Consider the following 14,950-nt stretch of genomic DNA (forward strand, 5'->3'; position numbering starts at 1 on the left):
GACCCCGGCTCAGGAGGGACGGCACCGCATGCTGCGCGACCAGGCGAGGCTCCACCTCGCACTCATGCTCGTCCTCACGTTCTCCACGGGGGTCGTCGACGCGATCGGCTACCTCGGGCTCGACAAGGTCTTCACGGCGAACATGACGGGCAACGTCGTGATCCTCGCCATGGGCCTGACGGGCCAGGAGGGGCTGCCGATCGTCGGCCCGATCGTCGCGCTCGCGGGCTTCGTGGTCGGCGCGGTGATCGCCGGTCGCTTCCTGCGCGGCATCCCGAAGGGCTGGCACGTGCGGGACACCTGGGTGCTGGCCGTCGTCGCAGCACTGCTGCTGGTCGCCCTGATCCCGACCGCGTTCATCACCTCCACCCCCGCGGATCCCGCGCTCGGGCTGCCGGTGACCGCGCTGCTCGCCGTGGCGATGGGGATGCAGGCCGGGGCCGCGCGGCACATCGCGGTGACCGACGTGACCACCGTCGTCATCACCTCCACCCTCGCCGCGCTCGCCTTCGACTCGCGCTTCGGCCGCCGCACAGGGCAGACGTGGTTCCGGCGCCTCGCTGCGGTGACCCTGCTGGCGCTCGGTGCGCTCGCGGGCGCCGCGCTGCTGCTCGTCGCGTTCTGGCTCGGGCTCGCGCTCGCCGCCCTGCTGCTGGTCGTCGTCGCCGTGCTCGGCGCGCTCGGCAGCCGCAGCGCCGCGAAGGGGGCCGATCGGCTCGCTCAGTAGGCTGCACCCGACCGCCCGGGCCCGTGCGGCGGATGCTCTTCGGAAGGACGATTCGTGAGCGGTGTCGTCACCCTGACCCCCGCCCCGGTGCTGGACCGCACCTACCTCGTCGCGTCGATGGCGCCCGGCAAGGTGAACCGGGCGATCGAGGTCCACGAGTACATGAGCGGCAAGGGCCTCAACGTCTCGCGCACGCTCCACGTCGCCCGGCACCCCACGGCCGCGGTGATGCCCATCGGCCGGGACGACGAGCACCTGCTGTTCCGCACGCCGTACCCGCACATCCTGCGGATCATGCCGATCCAGGGCCGCATCCGCGTCAACACCGCCGTCGTCGAGGACGGCGGTCGCACGACGAACGTCAATCAGTCCGCGATCCCGATGTCCACGACGGACTGGCAGCGGGTGGTCGACCTCACGGTCGAGCAGGTGGAGGAGATGGACGCGGACTGGCTCTGCGCCTCCGGCACCCACCCGTTCAACAGCGACACGGGCGACTACGTCGACATGACGGAGCTGTTCGAGCGCGTCCGGGCGGCGGGCGCCCGCGTGGCGCTCGACACCAGCGGGGTGCCGCTCGACCGGCTCGTGACGAGCGGGCTCGTGAACCTGATCAAGCCGAACGCGGACGAGCTGGCGAACCTCGTCGGCCGCAACCTCACGACGATCGGCGAGGCGCTCGACGCCGGCCGGGAGCTGAACCGCGGCGGCGTGGAGGTGGCGCTCGTCTCCCTGGGTGCGGACGGCGCGCTCGCGATCACCGAGCGGTCGTCGGTCTGGGGCGCCGCGGTGGCACCGCAGCTCGTGAACACCACGGGCGCCGGCGACGCGACGCTCGCGGGCTTCCTCGGCAACTCGATCCGCGACGAGACGCGCGGCCTCGGCGGCGCACCGGAGCTGGACCTCGAGCGCGCCCTCTCCACCGCGGTCTCCTGGGGCGCGCTGGCCGTGTCCGTGCCGACGACGCTGATCACCAGCCTGGACGACGCCCCGGTCCCGGCCGTCGGCGCCCCCGACCCGGAGCGCGTCCTGCTCGAGACGACCCACCTCACGAAGAAGTAGCGCGCTGCGTTCCGCAGGCGCACACGTCCTGCGAACGGAGGATCAGGCGGGCTGGGGCTGCTGCGCCGACTCCTGCGCGACGGCGGGCTGCTCGACCGGCAGCTGCACGGTGAACACCGTGGCGCCGGGCTCGGAGGCGACGGAGACCGTGCCGTGGTGCGCCTGCACGACCGCGTTGACGATCGCGAGCCCGAGTCCCGTGCTGCCCGTCGTGCGGGCACGGGAGGAGTCGCCGCGCACGAACCGGCCGAAGAGCTGGGGCCGCAGCTGCTCGGGGATCCCGGGCCCGTCGTCCCGCACCCGGGCGAGCACGTGCCCGTCCCGCGGCGCAGCCAGCTCGAGCACGACCCGCGTGCCGGCAGGCGTGTGTACGCGGGCGTTCGCCAGCAGGTTCGTGAACACCTGCTGCAGCTTCGCCTCGTCGCCGCGCACCATCACGGGTTCGTCGGGCAGGTCGAGCTCCCATTCGTGGTCCGGCCCGGCCGCGTTCGCGTCGCTCAGCACGTCGACGAGCATCCGGGAGAGGTCGACGTCGCGCGTCTCGATCTCCCGCTCCGCGTCGAGGCGGGCGAGCAGCAGCAGGTCCTCGACCAGGCTCGTCATGCGCATCGCCTCGGACTCGATGCGCCCGATGTTGTGCTGCACGTCCTCGGTCAGCGGCCCGCCGAACCGCCGGGTGAGCTCCGCGTAGCCGCGGATGGAGGCGAGGGGCGTGCGCAGCTCGTGGCTCGCGTCGGCGACGAAGTGCCGCACCTTCTCCTCGCTCGCCTGCCGCACCGCGAGTGCGGTCTGCACCGAGTCGAGCAGGTTGTTCAGCGCCGCCCCCACCTGGCCGACCTCGGTGTTGGGGTTCGTGTCCTCCGTCGGCACGCGTTCGGGCAGCTCGACGTCGTCCCGCTCGAGCGGGAGCGACGCCACGTTGGACGCGACGGCGGAGACGCGCCGCAGCGGCCGGAGCGCGCGGCCGATCACGAGCGCACCGATGACCCCGGACAGCAGCACGGCGAGGACGACGACGGTGAAGATCGGCACGAGGTACTTGAGGAGGCTGTTCGTCAGGATCGACGTCGGCCGGCCCACGTAGACGACGGCGTTCGTCGCGTCGCCGATCGCGACCGCGAAGCGGTACTCCCCGTAGCCGGGGACGTCGATCGTCGTCAGCCCGCCTCCTGGCCCCGCGTCCTGCACCGGCACGCCTGAGCGGATCGCGGAGTACGCCGTGCGAGGAAGCTGCTCCGGTTCGCCGGTGCCCTGGTGCTCGCCCACCGCGTACCCCAGCGCCGGTGCGTACACCGCGACGATGACGTCACCGTCGTCCAGGAACCGATTCGTCTGGTCGCTCTGGCCCATCATCTGGGCGTTCCGGACCGCACCGTGCACCTGGTCGTTGAACTGGGCTGTCAGGGTGTTGGACACCACCAGCGACACCACGCCGCCGATGACGATGCTGGTCGCCGCGACGAGCGTCGTGGTCAGCGCGATCAGCCGGCTGCGCAGCGTCCAGCTCGAGAAGTGCATCGTTCCCCTCCGCGTGCGGCGGAGGGCTACTCCGCCGCCTTCAGCATGTACCCGGCGCCGCGCACCGTGTGGATCATGGGCTTGCGACCGGCGTCGATCTTGCGGCGCAGGTACGAGATGTAGATCTCGACGACGCTGGACTTGCCGCCGAAGTCGTAGTTCCAGACCCGGTCGAGGATCTGCGTCTTCGAGAGCACCCGGCGCGGGTTGCGCATCAGGTAGCGCAGCAGCTCGAACTCCGTGGCGGTCAGGTCGATCTGCTCGCCGTTGCGGGAGACCTCGTGGCTGTCCTCGTCGAGCACGAGGTCGCCGACGACGAGGCGGGGGTCCTCCTCCTCCGCGGCGGTGAGCATCGAGCGGCGGATCAGGCCGCGGAGGCGCGCGACGAGCTCCTCCAGGCTGAACGGCTTGGTGACGTAGTCGTCGCCACCGGCGGTGAGGCCGTTGATCCGGTCCTCGAGCGAGTCCTTCGCGGTGAGGAACAGCACGGCCGTCTGCTGGCCGTCCTGGCGCACGCGGGACAGGACCTGCATGCCGTCGATGTCGGGCAGCATCATGTCGAGCACGATGGCGTCGGGGCGGAACTCGCGGGCCAGCGTCAGGGCGTGGCGCCCGTCGGCGGCGGTCTTGACCTCCCAGCCCTCGTAGCGCAGGGCCATCTGGAGCAGGTCGGTCAGGGTCGGCTCGTCGTCCACGACGAGCACGCGGATGGGGCTGCCGTCGGGGTGCTTGAGGCGGGGGCGGCTCTGCGGGGCGGCATCGGAGGCGGCGGGTCGGGTCATGGACACCCCTCCAGGGAAACCCAGCTTCCTATGAGCCGCTTGAGGACGGGTGATGCAGTTCTTGGGAAGCAGGAATGCTCCCCGACCACGGCCGGCACCTGCTCGACTCATAGCCGGCGCAGAGGCGGTCCGCCGGTTCCCGATGAGCTGCACCCATACCGTCTGCAGCATGTCCCCCTCGCACCCACCGACCGCTCCGGCTGGAGCACGACCGACGTACGAGCTGCAGCAGGTCTGCAAGACCTACCGCCGGGGCGACGCCTCCGCGCAGGCCTTGATCGGCGTGGATCTCGTGGTCGCGGCCGGCGAGTCGGTTGCGGTGGAGGGCCCGCTCGGCGCCGGCCGGTCGACGCTGCTGCGCCTGCTCGGCGCACTGGACCGGCCCTCCTCCGGCACGATCCTGCTCGACGGCGCGGACCTGGGGCGCATGGGCGCTCCGGAGCTGAGCCGCGTGCGAGCCAACCGGATCGGCTCCCTCTCGCGCAGCCCCAACCTCATCGCGACGCTCACCGCGCAGGAGCACGTCGAGGCGGCGCTCGAGTCCACCCACGTCGACCCCCGCGACCGCAGGAACCGCGTGGCGACGGTCCTCGAGGAGGTCGGCCTCGGCGAGCTCGCCGCGCACCTGCCGAGCGAGCTGACCGACGGGCAGCAGCAGCGCGTCGCGCTCGCCCGGGCGCTCGTCAGGGAGCCGGCGGTGCTGCTCGCGGACGAGCCGACGGGCGCCCTCGACGCGGTGACCCGGGACGGGATCGTCGAGCTGCTCGACACCGTGCGGCTCGCCCGAGGCCTGACCCTGCTCATCGCCACCGACGACCCCGAGGTCGCCCGGCGGGCCGATCGCCGCCTCCTCCTGCGGGAGGGCCGACTCGCCGAGCGGACCGCCGCGACCGTCTGATCCGTCGCACAGCGGTGATGCGCCCGTAACAGCGTCGAATCACTGGCCCGGTTCACTGGAGCGGTACGAGCCGCTCGACACGGACCGGAGACGCCATGACGCTGCACGACGAGATCGCCGCAGCGCCGGCCGCAGTCCGCGCGACCATGCGGGCGGTGGTCCTCGACCACTTCGGCGACGCAGGAGCGCTCCACCTCGCCGAGGTGGAGCGGCCCGTGCCGGTGGTGGGCGAGCTGCTGATCCGGGTCGTCGCGGCCGGGCTGAACCCGATCGACGTGAAGACGCGGGCCGGGTCCGGGGAGGCGGCGGGCGTGGCCCGCTTCCCGGCGGTGCTCGGGCACGACTTCAGCGGCGTCGTCGTCTCCGCGCCCTACGAGGCGTTCCGCCTGCAGCCGGGCGACGAGGTGTTCGGCATCAGCGCCGCGCCCCGCTCGACCGGCAGCTTCGCCGAGTACCTCGCCGTGCCCGCGCAGCAGGTGGCGCCGAAGCCCGCGGTGCTGTCCCACGCCGAGGCCGCCGGGGTGCCGCTCGCCGCGCTCGCGGCGTGGGGCGCCGTCGTGGAGATCGCGAAGGCGCACGAGGGCCAGCGGATCCTGATCCACGCGGCCTCCGGCGGCGTGGGGCACCTCGCGGTGCAGTTCGCGGCCCACTTCGGCGCCCATGTCATCGCGACCGCCTCCGGCCGCAACACCGGCTGGCTGCGCGAGCTGGGGGCGAGCGAGACCGTGGACCACTGCGAGACGCGGTTCGAGGACGTCGTCGCCCCGGTGGACGTCGTCATCGACCTGGTCGGCGACCAGCAGGACCACACCGGGCCCCGCTCGCTCCCCGTGCTGCGCCCCGGCGGCCTGCTCGTGAACGTGCCGAGCACCTGGCCGACGCTGATGGCGGACGCCGCGGCCGCCGGCGTGCGGGCGACCACCTACCGGATGGTCCCGGACGCCGCGACGCTGACCGTGATCGGCCGCCTGATCACCTCCGGCGACGTGCGCGTGTCGGTGCAGGAGGTGTTCCCGCTCGACCGCATCGCGGACGCCCAGCGCCTCGTCGAGGCGGGGCACGTGCGCGGCAAGGTCGTGGTGCAGATCAGCGACTACTGACCCCGCACGGACGCGAAGGAGGGGCGGACCTGATGGTCCGCCCCTTCTCGTGATCCGTACCGTCGCGTACCGCGGCCCGTTCAGGGCCGCGAAGCGACACAGGCTTCGATCCGCTCGCGGATCGAAGACCGTCGACTCAGACGAGGGCGGCGACGTCCAGGGGGATGCCGGGGCCGAAGGTCGTGGAGACCGAGGCCTTCTGGATGTAGCGACCCTTGGAAGCCGACGGCTTGAGCCGGTTGATCTCGTCGAGCGCGGCCTTGAAGTTCTCCGCCAGCGCCTCCTCCGTGAAGCCCGCCTTGCCGACCACGAGGTGGACGTTGGAGTGCTTGTCGGTGCGGAACTCGATGCGGCCGCCCTTGATCTCGGTCACGGCTTGGGCCGCGTTCGGGGTCACGGTGCCGGTGCGCGGGTTGGGCATGAGGCCGCGGGGGCCGAGCACGCGCCCGAGGCGGCCGACCTTGCCCATCATGTCCGGCGTCGCGACCGCGGCGTCGAAGTCGGTCCAGCCGTCCGCGACGCGGGCGATCAGCTCGTCGCCGCCGACCTCGTCGGCGCCCGCGGCGATCGCGGCCTCGGCGGCCGGACCGATCGCGAACACGATGACTCGCTGCGTCTTGCCGGTGCCGTGCGGGAGGGAGACCGTGCCGCGCACGATCTGGTCCGCCTTGCGCACGTCGACGCCGAGCTTCAGCGCGACCTCGACCGTGGAGTCGAACTTCGCGGAGCCGGTCTCCTTGGCGAGGTTCAGCGCCTCGTCAGCGGTGTAGAACTTGCCCTCTTCGATCTTGGCGGCCGCAGCGCGGTACGCCTTGCTCTTCTGTGCCATGAGTGTCCGCCTTCCCTACTCGACCGTGATGCCCATGGACCGTGCGGTGCCGGCGATGATCTTCGCGGCGGCCTCGAGGTCGTTGGCGTTCAGGTCGGGCTGCTTGGTCTGGGCGATCTCGCGCACCTGGTCGCGGGTGAGGCGACCGACCTTCGCGGACTGGGGCGTGGCCGAACCCTTGGCGACGCCGGCGGCCTTCTTGATCAGCTCGGCGGCGGGCGGGGTCTTCAGCACGAACGTGAAGGTGCGGTCCTCGTAGACCGTGATCTCCACGGGGACGACGTTGCCGCGCTGCGACTCGGTCGCGGCGTTGTACGCCTTGCAGAACTCCATGATGTTGACGCCGTGCTGACCGAGCGCGGGCCCGATCGGGGGCGCCGGGTTGGCGGCGCCCGCCTTGATCTGGAGCTTGATCAGGCCGGTCACCTTCTTCTGGCGAGCCATGTTTCCTTCTCTCTCGAAGACGCGGGCGGCTGCCCGCGTCTGCTCCCACCTCCGTGCCTGTGCACGGCGTGGTCCCACCGGCCCGCAGGCCGACGGAAGATCTTACGCCCGATCGGCGAGAAGCCGACCCTCGGGCGTCAGCCGAAGCGCACTGTGCTGATGAGCGCAGCGCGCTTCGGTACGCCACAGCCTTGGAACCGCTCGCGGATCCGAGGCCATGGGCTCAGAGCTTGGTGACCTGGTCGAACGACAGCTCGACCGGGGTCTCGCGCTCGAAGAGCGACACGAGGACGGTGAGCTTGCCGCTCTCCGGCTTGATCTCGCTGATCGTGCCGGGAAGGCCCGCGAACGAGCCCTCCTTGATCGTGATCGTCTCGCCGGTCTCGAAATCGACCTCGGCGGGGATGGGGGTGCGGGCGGTCGCGCCGCGGGCGCCCTTGGTCGCGCCGGCACCGGCCTTCACAGGCGCCTCGGCGACCTGGACCATGCTCTTCAGCATCTCGAACGCCTCGTTGAAGCGCAGCGGCGTCGGGTTGTGCGCGTTGCCGACGAAGCCGGTGACGCCGGGGGTGTGGCGCACGAGCGACCACGACTCCTCGTTCAGGTCCATGCGGACCAGCACGTAGCCCGGGATGCGCACGCGGTTCACGAGCTTGCGCTGGCCGTTCTTGATCTCGACCACGTCCTCCATCGGGACCTGGACCTCGTAGATCGAGTCCTCCTGCGCGAGCGTCGTCTTGCGCTGCTCGATGTTCTGCTTCACGCGCTTCTCGAAGCCGGCGTAGGAGTGGATGACGTACCACTTGCCGAGCTTGCCGCGGAGCTCCATGCGGAACGCCTCGTACGGGTCGACGTCGGCCTCGTCCTCGGCCTCCGCGTCGAGCTGGTCCTCGGCCACGTCGGCGGCGATGCCCTCGGACACCCCGGAGCCGTCGCCGTCGGCGGCGGCCTCCTGGAACGCCTCGTCGATCTCGTCGTCGCTCGCGGCGGCCGCGGCGTCGTAGTCGGAGGGGTCGTGCACCTCGAGGGCCTCGTCGACCGCGCGGTCGGCGGCCGGGTCGGCGGCCTCCTCGATCGCCTCGAGCTCCTCCTCGAAGTCCGCCTCCTCGTCCTGGCGGACGACGTTCAGGCGCTCGGCCTCGGTCGCCGTCTCGAGCTGCTCGGCGCGGCTCGGGAGGTGGGAGTCGTCCGTGAAGGCGAGCGAGGGGTCGGCCTCTTCCGGACCGGCCTCCTGCTCGTACTCCGGCTCGAGGTCGAGGTCGTCGCGGGGGTCCCTAGGCACGGTTCTTCGCATTCCTTCTGGATCGTCTACGTCTGTCGTCGCCCGCGAGGGTGCGCGGGCGGAGGGCGTTCCGCTGTCGGGAACGCCGCAGGTCAGCTGGTGCCGGCGAACACCCACACCACGAGCGCGCCGAACCCGAGGTCCAGCACGTACACGACCGCCATCATCACGACGACGAAGCCGAGCACCACCGCGGTGTAGGTCACGAGCTCGCGCCAGGTGGGGGTGACCACCTTGCGCAGCTCCGCGACGACCTGCCGGAGGAACAGCGCGATTCGGGCGAAGGGCCCGCGCCGAGCCTGTCGCTCGAGCTTCGCGACCGCCACGACGTCCTCGCCGGGCTCGTCGAGCACTCTGCGTGCCACCTGCGTCCTCCTCTCGCCGTCGTCCAAGTCGGACCTACCTCGCAGGGCGGACAGGACTCGAACCTGCAACCTGCGGTTTTGGAGACCGCTGCTCTACCAATTGAGCCACCGCCCTAGGGCTGCCCCTGCGAGGTGCGCGCGGACGCGCCGCCACCGCATGGGCGCCGCAAGTGTAGCAGCGGCTCCCGCGGAGTCCGGGGGCGCGCCGCGGTCAGAGCCCGACGCTGCCCTGCATGATGCCGCCGTCGACCACGACGGTGGTCGCCGTCATGTACGACGCCTTGCCGGAGGCGAGGAACACGGCGACGTCCGCGATGTCGCTCGACTCCGCCAGCCGGTGCAGCGGGATGGCGTCCTGCAGCTTGCCCAGCAGCTCCTTGTTGCTCGTCGTCGACGCGTTGATCGGGGTGTCGACGGCGCCGGGGGCGATGTTGACCATCCGGATGCCGTGCGGGCCGAGCTCCACGCCTGCCGTGCGCGTCAGCATGCGCATGCCGCCCTTGGAGACGCAGTACGCGATGTTGCCGGGCATCGGCCAGTCCTCGTGCACCGACGAGATGTTGAGGATGAGGCCGCCGTCGCCCTGGTCGATGAACCGCTTCGCGGCCGCCTGGGAGGCGAAGAACGCGCTCTTCATGTTGATGCCCATGACCTTCTCGTAGTCCTCCTCGGTGGTGTCGAGGAGCGACTGCCGGGTCTCGACGCCGGCGTTGTTCACGAGCACGTCGAGCCGTCCGAACGAGTCGACGGCGGTCTGCATCATGCGGTGCAGGTCGTCGGGCTTCGAGATGTCCGCCTCCACGCCGACCGCCTTGCCGCCGGCCTGCTCCACCTGCGCGATCAGCCGGTCCGTGGCGTCCTCGTGCGCCACGTAGTCGACGACCACCTGCGCCCCCTCCGCGGCCATGGCCAGGACGATGGCCTTCCCGATGCCGGAGTTCCCTCCGGTGACGACGACCGACCTGCCTTCGAGCAGCACGGGGCACTCCCTTCTCCGCGGACCGACGCCGGCCCATCGGCAGGGTGCACCCCCGCACCTGAATCCGGTCCGCACGCCCTGGACGCCGCAGCCCCGCTCGGTAGGCTCGGGCAGCGTGTCGCGCACCGCTCCCGCACCCATCTCGCCCCGCATCGCCGGCATCGCCGAGTCCGCGACGCTGAAGGTCGACTCGAAGGCGAAGGCGATGAAGGCCGCCGGTCGCCCGGTCGTCAGCTACGCCGCCGGCGAGCCCGACTTCGACACCCCGCAGCACGTCGTCGAGGCCGCCGAGCGCGCCGCCCGCGACCCCCGCAACCACCACTACACGGCGGCGGCCGGCCTGCCGGACCTCCGCGAGGCGATCGCCGCGAAGACGCTGCGCGACAGCGGGCTCGAGGTCTCCCCCGCTCAGGTCATTGTCACGAACGGCGGCAAGCACGCCGTGTTCCAGACCGTGCAGACCCTCGTCGGCGAGGGCGACGAGGTCATCATCCCCGCGCCGTTCTGGGTCACCTACCCGGAGGTGGTCAAGCTCGCCGGCGGCGTGCCCGTCGAGGTCTTCGCCGGCGCCGACCAGGAGTACAAGGTCACCGTCGAGCAGCTCGAGGCCGCCCGCACGCCCCGCACGAAGCTGCTCGTGTTCGTGTCCCCCTCCAACCCGACCGGCGCGGTCTACACGGAGGAGGAGACCCGCGCGATCGGCGAGTGGGCGCTCGAGCACGGCGTGTGGGTGATGACCGACGAGATCTACCAGAACCTCGTCTACGACGGGATCCGCGCGATCTCGATCGTCGAGGCGGTCCCGGAGCTCGCGGACCAGACCGTGCTCGTGAACGGCGTCGCGAAGACCTACGCGATGACCGGCTGGCGCGTGGGCTGGATGATCGGCCCGGCCGCTGCGATCAAGGGCGCGAACGACCTGCAGTCGCACCTGTCGTCGAACGTGAACAACGTCGCGCAGCGGGCGGCGATCGCTGCCCTGACGGGGCCGTCCGAGCCGATCGAGGCGATGCGGCAGGCGTTCGACCGCCGTCGGCAGGCGATCGTCGGCGGCCTGAACGCGATCCCCGGCTTCCGCACCCCGACGCCGCAGGGCGCCTTCTACGTCTACCCCGACGTGTCGGCGCTGCTCGGCCGAGAGTGGGGCGGCACGACGCCGACCACCACGCTCGAGCTGGCGGACCTGCTGCTCGAGCGGCTCGAGGTCGCGACCGTGCCCGGCGAGGCGTTCGGCCCCTCCGGCTACCTGCGACTCAGCTACGCGCTCGGCGACGACCAGCTCGCCGAGGGCGTCGCCCGTCTGGCGGACTTCTTCGCCTGATCGGGATCGCGAGCGGCGCGCCCGGCCCTAGGTTCTGAGCATGCCGTCCGCCGTGGTGACCGCCGCGCTCCGCCTGGTGGTCGCGGCGCTCGTCGTCGCGGCGGTGGTCGCCACGCTCCTCGCCGTGGGGCCGGTGCGCCCCTTCGACTTCTTCGGGTTCTTCACGATCCAGTCGAACGTGATCGGCGCGGTGGTCGCGGTGATCGGCGCGGTGCGCCTGCTCCGCCGCACGCCGGTCACGACCGCGTGGTCGGTGGTGCGGTGGTGCGCGGCGACCTACCTCGTCATCGTGGGCGTCGTGTACTGGGCGCTGCTCGCGCCGCTCGCCGCGGCCGGCGGGGTCCCGCTGCCCTGGGCGAACCTCGTGCTGCACGCGCTCACGCCCGTCGCCGCGCTCGTCGACCTCCTGCTGGCGCCCGACCGCCGCCGGCCCGCGGTGCGGCTGCTGCCGCTCGTGCTCGTGTACCCGCTCGTCTGGACCGCGGTCGTGCTCGTGCGCGGCGCGACCGACGGCTGGGTCCCCTACCCCTTCCTCTCCCCCTCGCAGGGCTACGGCGTCGTCGCCGCATGGGTGCTGCTCGTGGCCGGCGCGTTCGCGGGCGCCGCCGCGCTGCTCCGCCTCCCCCTCGGACGCAGGACCGCATGACGTCGGTCGTCGAGGTCGAGGACCTCGCCAAGCGCTACGGCGACCGCACCGCGCTCGACGGGGTGTCCTTCACGATCGAGCGCGGCGAGACCTTCGCCCTGCTCGGCCCGAACGGCGCCGGCAAGTCGACGACCATCGAGATCCTCGAGGGCTACCGCCGCCGGTCCGGCGGCACCGCCCGGGTCCTCGGCGTCGACCCCGGCACCGCCGGCGTCGACTGGAAGGCGCGGATCGGCATCGTGCTGCAGTCGAGCACGGAGGCGGGCACGGCGACGGTGCGGGAGATGCTCGCGCACGTCGCCTCCTTCTTCCCCTCCCCGCGACCGGTGGACGAGACCCTCGAGGCCGTCGGCCTCACGGACGACGCGAGGACCCGCATCCGCGCGCTCTCGGGCGGTCGGCGGCGCCGGCTCGACGTGGCGCTCGGCATCGTCGGCCGCCCCGAGCTGCTGTTCCTGGACGAGCCCACCACCGGGTTCGACCCGGAGGCGCGGCGCCGGTTCTGGGACCTCGTGACCCGGCTGAAGCACGAGGGGACGACGATCCTGCTGACGACCCACTACCTCGACGAGGCGGCCGAGCTGTCCGACCGGGTCGCGGTGATCGCCTCCGGCCGCCTGCTCGACATCGGTCCCGTCGACGGCATCGGGTCGCCGGAGGCGCGCATCCCGATCGTGCGGTGGCGCGACGGCGACGGCCTGCACGAGGTGCGCACCGGCGAGCCCGCGACCCTCGTCGCCCGGCTGGTCGAGTCGGCCGGACGCGAGCCGAGGGACGTGGAGATCCGGCGGCCCTCGCTGGAGGAGGTCTACCTGCGGCTGATCGAGGACGGGGGCGGCGCGTGACCGTCGCCGAGCGCCGCGCCCTGCGGCCCGGGCGGACGCTGCGGCTCGGCGCGGGCCGCGTCGTCTGGGAGGTGCGCCAGTACTTCCGCGAGCGCGACACCGTGTTCTTCACGTTCCTGTTCCCGACCGTGATCTTCCTGGTCTTCGCCGCCGCGTTCAGCAGCCGGGACCCGATCGGCGTCCGACCGGACGGCACGGGCGGCATCAGCGTGGCCGCCTACTACCTGCCAGGGCTCGTCGCGGCGGGCGTCGTGCTGTCGGGCATCCAGAACCTGGGCATCGCGATCGCGCAGGAGCGCAGCGACGGCACCCTGAAGCGGCTCGGCGGCTCCCCGCTGCCGGTCGTGTCGTACTTCATCGGCAAGGCCGGGTCGGTGCTCGTCACCGCGGCGATCCAACTCGTCCTGCTGCTGGCCGTGGCGCACCTGCTGTTCGGCGTGGCCCTGCCGGGCGACGCGACGCACTGGTTCCGGTTCGCCTGGGTCTTCCTGCTGTCGATCCTGATGGCCGCCGTGCTGGGCATCGGCATCTCCGGCATCCCCCGCACCGGGCGGTCGGCGAGCGCGGTCATCGTGCCGATCCTGCTCGTGCTGCAGTTCGTCTCCGGCGTCTACTTCACCTTCTCGGACCTGCCGGACTGGCTGCAGACCGTCGCGGGCTTCTTCCCCGTGAAGTGGGTGGCGCAGGGGATGCGGTCCGCGTTCCTGCCCGAACGGTTCGCCGCCGCGGAGCAGCACGGCACCTGGGACCTGGGCACCGCGGCGCTCGTGCTGGTGGCGTGGACCGTCGTGGGACTGGTCGCCGCCCGCCTCACCTTCCGCTGGGTCCGGAGGGACGGCTGATCCGTCCCTCCGGGGCCTCGAGGAGGGTCAGGCGGCGACGACGCGCGCGCGGCGGAACCGCGGCGCGAGCGCACCGGCGAGGCGCGTCGCGACCTTCACGGCGCGCGGGCCGGCGCCGGCGTCGCCCGGCCAGCGGATCGCGTCGACGCGGCGGTCGAACCGCGTGGGGTCCTCCCCCGGCTCGTAGACGTGCCGCAGGCCGTGCGCGCCGAGGAAGTCGGCGAACAGGTCGAACCGCTCGGCGTGCCGCTCGTTGAAGGCGGTGAAGTCCGCCTCCGCGTACAGCTCCGCCGCGTCGGTCTCCGGCGTCACCTGCTTCATCGTGCGGTGCGGGATGTCGTAGAAGCGCACGAGCTCGAGCGTGCGGCTGTCGTGCGCGAGCACCGTCGCGGGCGTGCCGGCCAGCAGCGCCGCGATGTTGCCGTGGATCCGGGTGCCGAAGCTGTAGTCGAAGCCGGCGAGGTAGCGCATCCACGGCTCGGGGTCGACGAAGAAGCTGGTGCGGTTGTCGCGCACGAGCGGGTGCTCGTGGTGCGTCGGCAGGACCAGCTGGTCCGTCTTGAACTCCTTGCTGCGGTGGTACGGGTCGAGCAGCATGCCGAGGGCGTCGCGGTGCTGCGCGGCGTACCGCAGCTTCGGGTAGCGGGCGGTGTGCCGCTCGACCACGGGGCCGAGGCCCGGCACGTACGGCGACAGGTTCAGGCTGATGCGCGACTCGGTGGTGAGCGCCGGCACCTTCTTGTCGATGCGCAGGCCGGGGCCGTGCAGGAAGACGGAGGGGCAGCCGATCACGTCGACGTCCGTGAAGCCGAGGCCGCGCAGGTACGAGTCGGTGAACTCGCCGCGCACGCCGATCGACGGGGACTTGTCGAGCACGGCCTTCACGAAGCGGACGACGGAGTCCCTGACGACGTCGAGGCGGTCGACCTTGCCGTCCATGCGCATCTGCGCGCCGACGCCGAGCACGGTGACCGGCACGTTCAGCGCCTCGATCGTCTCGCTCATGCGGTCGAGGGTCGCGGCGTAGCTCGGCCGGAAGGCGTTCGCGAGGGGGATGACGACGTGGTCGACGGTCGCGTTGATGCGGTCCGCCTCCGCCTTGCCGCCCTTCAGCGAGCCGACCTCGATCTCGGTGCCCGAGGTCTGCAGCAGCTTGTAGCTCGCGCTGCTGAAGAGCAGGTTGCCGACGTTCTCGCCGATGAGGTTCTTCTTGTACACCGCGCGCGGCGATGCGACGCGGAACGGATCCTTGTGCGCCCGGAGCAGGATTCGTGGCATCGGTCGGTCTCCCCTCAGTGCCCACCCTTCGG

General features: G+C 71.9%; 16 protein-coding genes and 1 tRNA gene. 8 read left to right on the forward strand and 9 right to left on the reverse strand.

All coding sequences use genetic code 11. The features are described from left to right. Positions 1–28 precede the first annotated feature (28 nt). Together ABEA53_RS15850 and ABEA53_RS15855 are read left to right on the forward strand one after the other, a co-directional pair. Positions 29–727: a YoaK family protein gene (locus ABEA53_RS15850; protein ID WP_345482289.1), complete on the forward strand. Its 699-nt coding sequence runs from the start codon at positions 29–31 to the stop codon at positions 725–727. A 54-nt stretch (positions 728–781) separates the two neighbouring features. After that, the gene (locus ABEA53_RS15855; protein WP_345482290.1) at positions 782–1,789 is read left to right on the forward strand and encodes a 1-phosphofructokinase family hexose kinase; all 1,008 of its coding nucleotides are present in this window, start codon (positions 782–784) and stop codon (positions 1,787–1,789) included. 42 nt (positions 1,790–1,831) lie between these two features. Here the strand turns inward: ABEA53_RS15855 and ABEA53_RS15860 are convergent, their stop codons facing one another. Then, positions 1,832–3,307: a sensor histidine kinase gene (locus ABEA53_RS15860; protein ID WP_345482291.1), complete on the reverse strand. Its 1,476-nt coding sequence runs from the start codon at positions 3,305–3,307 to the stop codon at positions 1,832–1,834. Positions 3,308–3,333: 26 nt separating this feature from the next. After that, the gene (locus ABEA53_RS15865; protein WP_345482292.1) at positions 3,334–4,089 is read right to left on the reverse strand and encodes a response regulator transcription factor; all 756 of its coding nucleotides are present in this window, start codon (positions 4,087–4,089) and stop codon (positions 3,334–3,336) included. 169 nt (positions 4,090–4,258) lie between these two features. Between ABEA53_RS15865 and ABEA53_RS15870 the strand changes: the two genes are divergently transcribed. Continuing rightward, entirely contained in the window at positions 4,259–4,987 is a 729-nt protein-coding gene (locus ABEA53_RS15870; protein ID WP_345482293.1) for an ABC transporter ATP-binding protein, read from the forward strand. Between the two features lie 95 nt (positions 4,988–5,082). Beyond that, positions 5,083–6,087, forward strand: a complete 1,005-nt coding sequence (locus ABEA53_RS15875; RefSeq protein ID WP_345482294.1) for an NADP-dependent oxidoreductase — start codon at positions 5,083–5,085, stop codon at positions 6,085–6,087. 136 nt (positions 6,088–6,223) lie between these two features. On the opposite strand, the gene rplA is transcribed toward ABEA53_RS15875, so the two are convergent. The 6 genes from rplA to ABEA53_RS15905 all read right to left on the reverse strand — a co-directional run bounded on the left by rplA (position 6,224) and on the right by ABEA53_RS15905 (position 9,986). Beyond that, complete coding sequence (rplA, locus tag ABEA53_RS15880) at positions 6,224–6,916, reverse strand: 50S ribosomal protein L1 (protein WP_345482295.1); 693 nt, start codon at positions 6,914–6,916, stop codon at positions 6,224–6,226. Between the two features lie 15 nt (positions 6,917–6,931). Beyond that, positions 6,932–7,360 (reverse strand): 50S ribosomal protein L11, encoded by a 429-nt coding sequence (gene rplK, locus ABEA53_RS15885; RefSeq protein ID WP_345482296.1) that lies wholly within the window; start codon positions 7,358–7,360, stop codon positions 6,932–6,934. Positions 7,361–7,583: 223 nt separating this feature from the next. Then, a complete protein-coding gene (gene nusG / locus ABEA53_RS15890; protein WP_345482297.1) occupies positions 7,584–8,642 on the reverse strand; it encodes a transcription termination/antitermination protein NusG in 1,059 nt (352 codons plus the stop codon). Between the two features lie 92 nt (positions 8,643–8,734). Next, positions 8,735–9,007, reverse strand: coding sequence for a preprotein translocase subunit SecE (secE, locus tag ABEA53_RS15895; RefSeq protein ID WP_345482298.1), 273 nt, complete (start codon positions 9,005–9,007; stop codon positions 8,735–8,737). Between the two features lie 42 nt (positions 9,008–9,049). Then, a tRNA-Trp gene (locus ABEA53_RS15900) sits at positions 9,050–9,122 on the reverse strand. A 96-nt stretch (positions 9,123–9,218) separates the two neighbouring features. Continuing rightward, on the reverse strand, positions 9,219–9,986 hold the full coding sequence (locus ABEA53_RS15905) for a glucose 1-dehydrogenase (protein ID WP_345482299.1): 768 nt from the start codon (positions 9,984–9,986) through the stop codon (positions 9,219–9,221). A gap of 115 nt (positions 9,987–10,101) precedes the next feature. Between ABEA53_RS15905 and ABEA53_RS15910 the strand changes: the two genes are divergently transcribed. Genes ABEA53_RS15910 through ABEA53_RS15925 form a run of 4 tightly spaced genes read left to right on the forward strand, consistent with a single transcriptional unit; the run spans position 10,102 to position 13,640 of the window. Further along, positions 10,102–11,307 carry a pyridoxal phosphate-dependent aminotransferase gene (locus ABEA53_RS15910; RefSeq protein WP_345482300.1) on the forward strand — a complete coding sequence of 402 codons (1,206 nt, stop codon included), beginning with the start codon at positions 10,102–10,104 and terminating at the stop codon, positions 11,305–11,307. A 40-nt stretch (positions 11,308–11,347) separates the two neighbouring features. Beyond that, entirely contained in the window at positions 11,348–11,953 is a 606-nt protein-coding gene (locus tag ABEA53_RS15915) for a Pr6Pr family membrane protein (RefSeq protein WP_345482301.1), read from the forward strand. Continuing rightward, the gene (locus tag ABEA53_RS15920) at positions 11,950–12,798 is read left to right on the forward strand and encodes an ABC transporter ATP-binding protein (RefSeq protein ID WP_345482302.1); all 849 of its coding nucleotides are present in this window, start codon (positions 11,950–11,952) and stop codon (positions 12,796–12,798) included. Before ABEA53_RS15915 ends, ABEA53_RS15920 begins: the two co-directional genes overlap by 4 nt. Then, on the forward strand, positions 12,795–13,640 hold the full coding sequence (locus tag ABEA53_RS15925; RefSeq protein WP_345482303.1) for an ABC transporter permease: 846 nt from the start codon (positions 12,795–12,797) through the stop codon (positions 13,638–13,640). The genes ABEA53_RS15920 and ABEA53_RS15925 overlap by 4 nt, the downstream gene beginning before the upstream one ends. 27 nt (positions 13,641–13,667) lie before the next feature. Here the strand turns inward: ABEA53_RS15925 and ABEA53_RS15930 are convergent, their stop codons facing one another. Continuing rightward, positions 13,668–14,918, reverse strand: a complete 1,251-nt coding sequence (locus tag ABEA53_RS15930; protein WP_345482304.1) for a polysaccharide pyruvyl transferase family protein — start codon at positions 14,916–14,918, stop codon at positions 13,668–13,670. Between the last annotated feature and the right edge of the window lie 32 nt (positions 14,919–14,950).

It is taken from the genome of Amnibacterium soli, assembly GCF_039544415.1.
In the GTDB taxonomy this organism is placed as follows: domain Bacteria; phylum Actinomycetota; class Actinomycetes; order Actinomycetales; family Microbacteriaceae; genus Amnibacterium; species Amnibacterium soli.

Excerpts from the sequence above, each read along its gene's own strand:
- ABEA53_RS15850 (WP_345482289.1), top strand. The coding sequence starts at position 29 with ATGCTGCGCGACCAGGCGAGGCTCCACCTCGCACTCATGCTCGTCCTC.
- ABEA53_RS15860 (WP_345482291.1), bottom strand. The coding sequence starts at position 3,307 with ATGCACTTCTCGAGCTGGACGCTGCGCAGCCGGCTGATCGCGCTGACC.
- ABEA53_RS15865 (WP_345482292.1), bottom strand. The coding sequence starts at position 4,089 with ATGACCCGACCCGCCGCCTCCGATGCCGCCCCGCAGAGCCGCCCCCGC.
- ABEA53_RS15870 (WP_345482293.1), top strand. The coding sequence starts at position 4,259 with ATGTCCCCCTCGCACCCACCGACCGCTCCGGCTGGAGCACGACCGACG.
- ABEA53_RS15875 (WP_345482294.1), top strand. The coding sequence starts at position 5,083 with ATGACGCTGCACGACGAGATCGCCGCAGCGCCGGCCGCAGTCCGCGCG.
- rplA (WP_345482295.1), bottom strand. The coding sequence starts at position 6,916 with ATGGCACAGAAGAGCAAGGCGTACCGCGCTGCGGCCGCCAAGATCGAA.
- rplK (WP_345482296.1), bottom strand. The coding sequence starts at position 7,360 with ATGGCTCGCCAGAAGAAGGTGACCGGCCTGATCAAGCTCCAGATCAAG.
- ABEA53_RS15915 (WP_345482301.1), top strand. The coding sequence starts at position 11,348 with ATGCCGTCCGCCGTGGTGACCGCCGCGCTCCGCCTGGTGGTCGCGGCG.
- ABEA53_RS15920 (WP_345482302.1), top strand. The coding sequence starts at position 11,950 with ATGACGTCGGTCGTCGAGGTCGAGGACCTCGCCAAGCGCTACGGCGAC.
- ABEA53_RS15930 (WP_345482304.1), bottom strand. The coding sequence starts at position 14,918 with ATGCCACGAATCCTGCTCCGGGCGCACAAGGATCCGTTCCGCGTCGCA.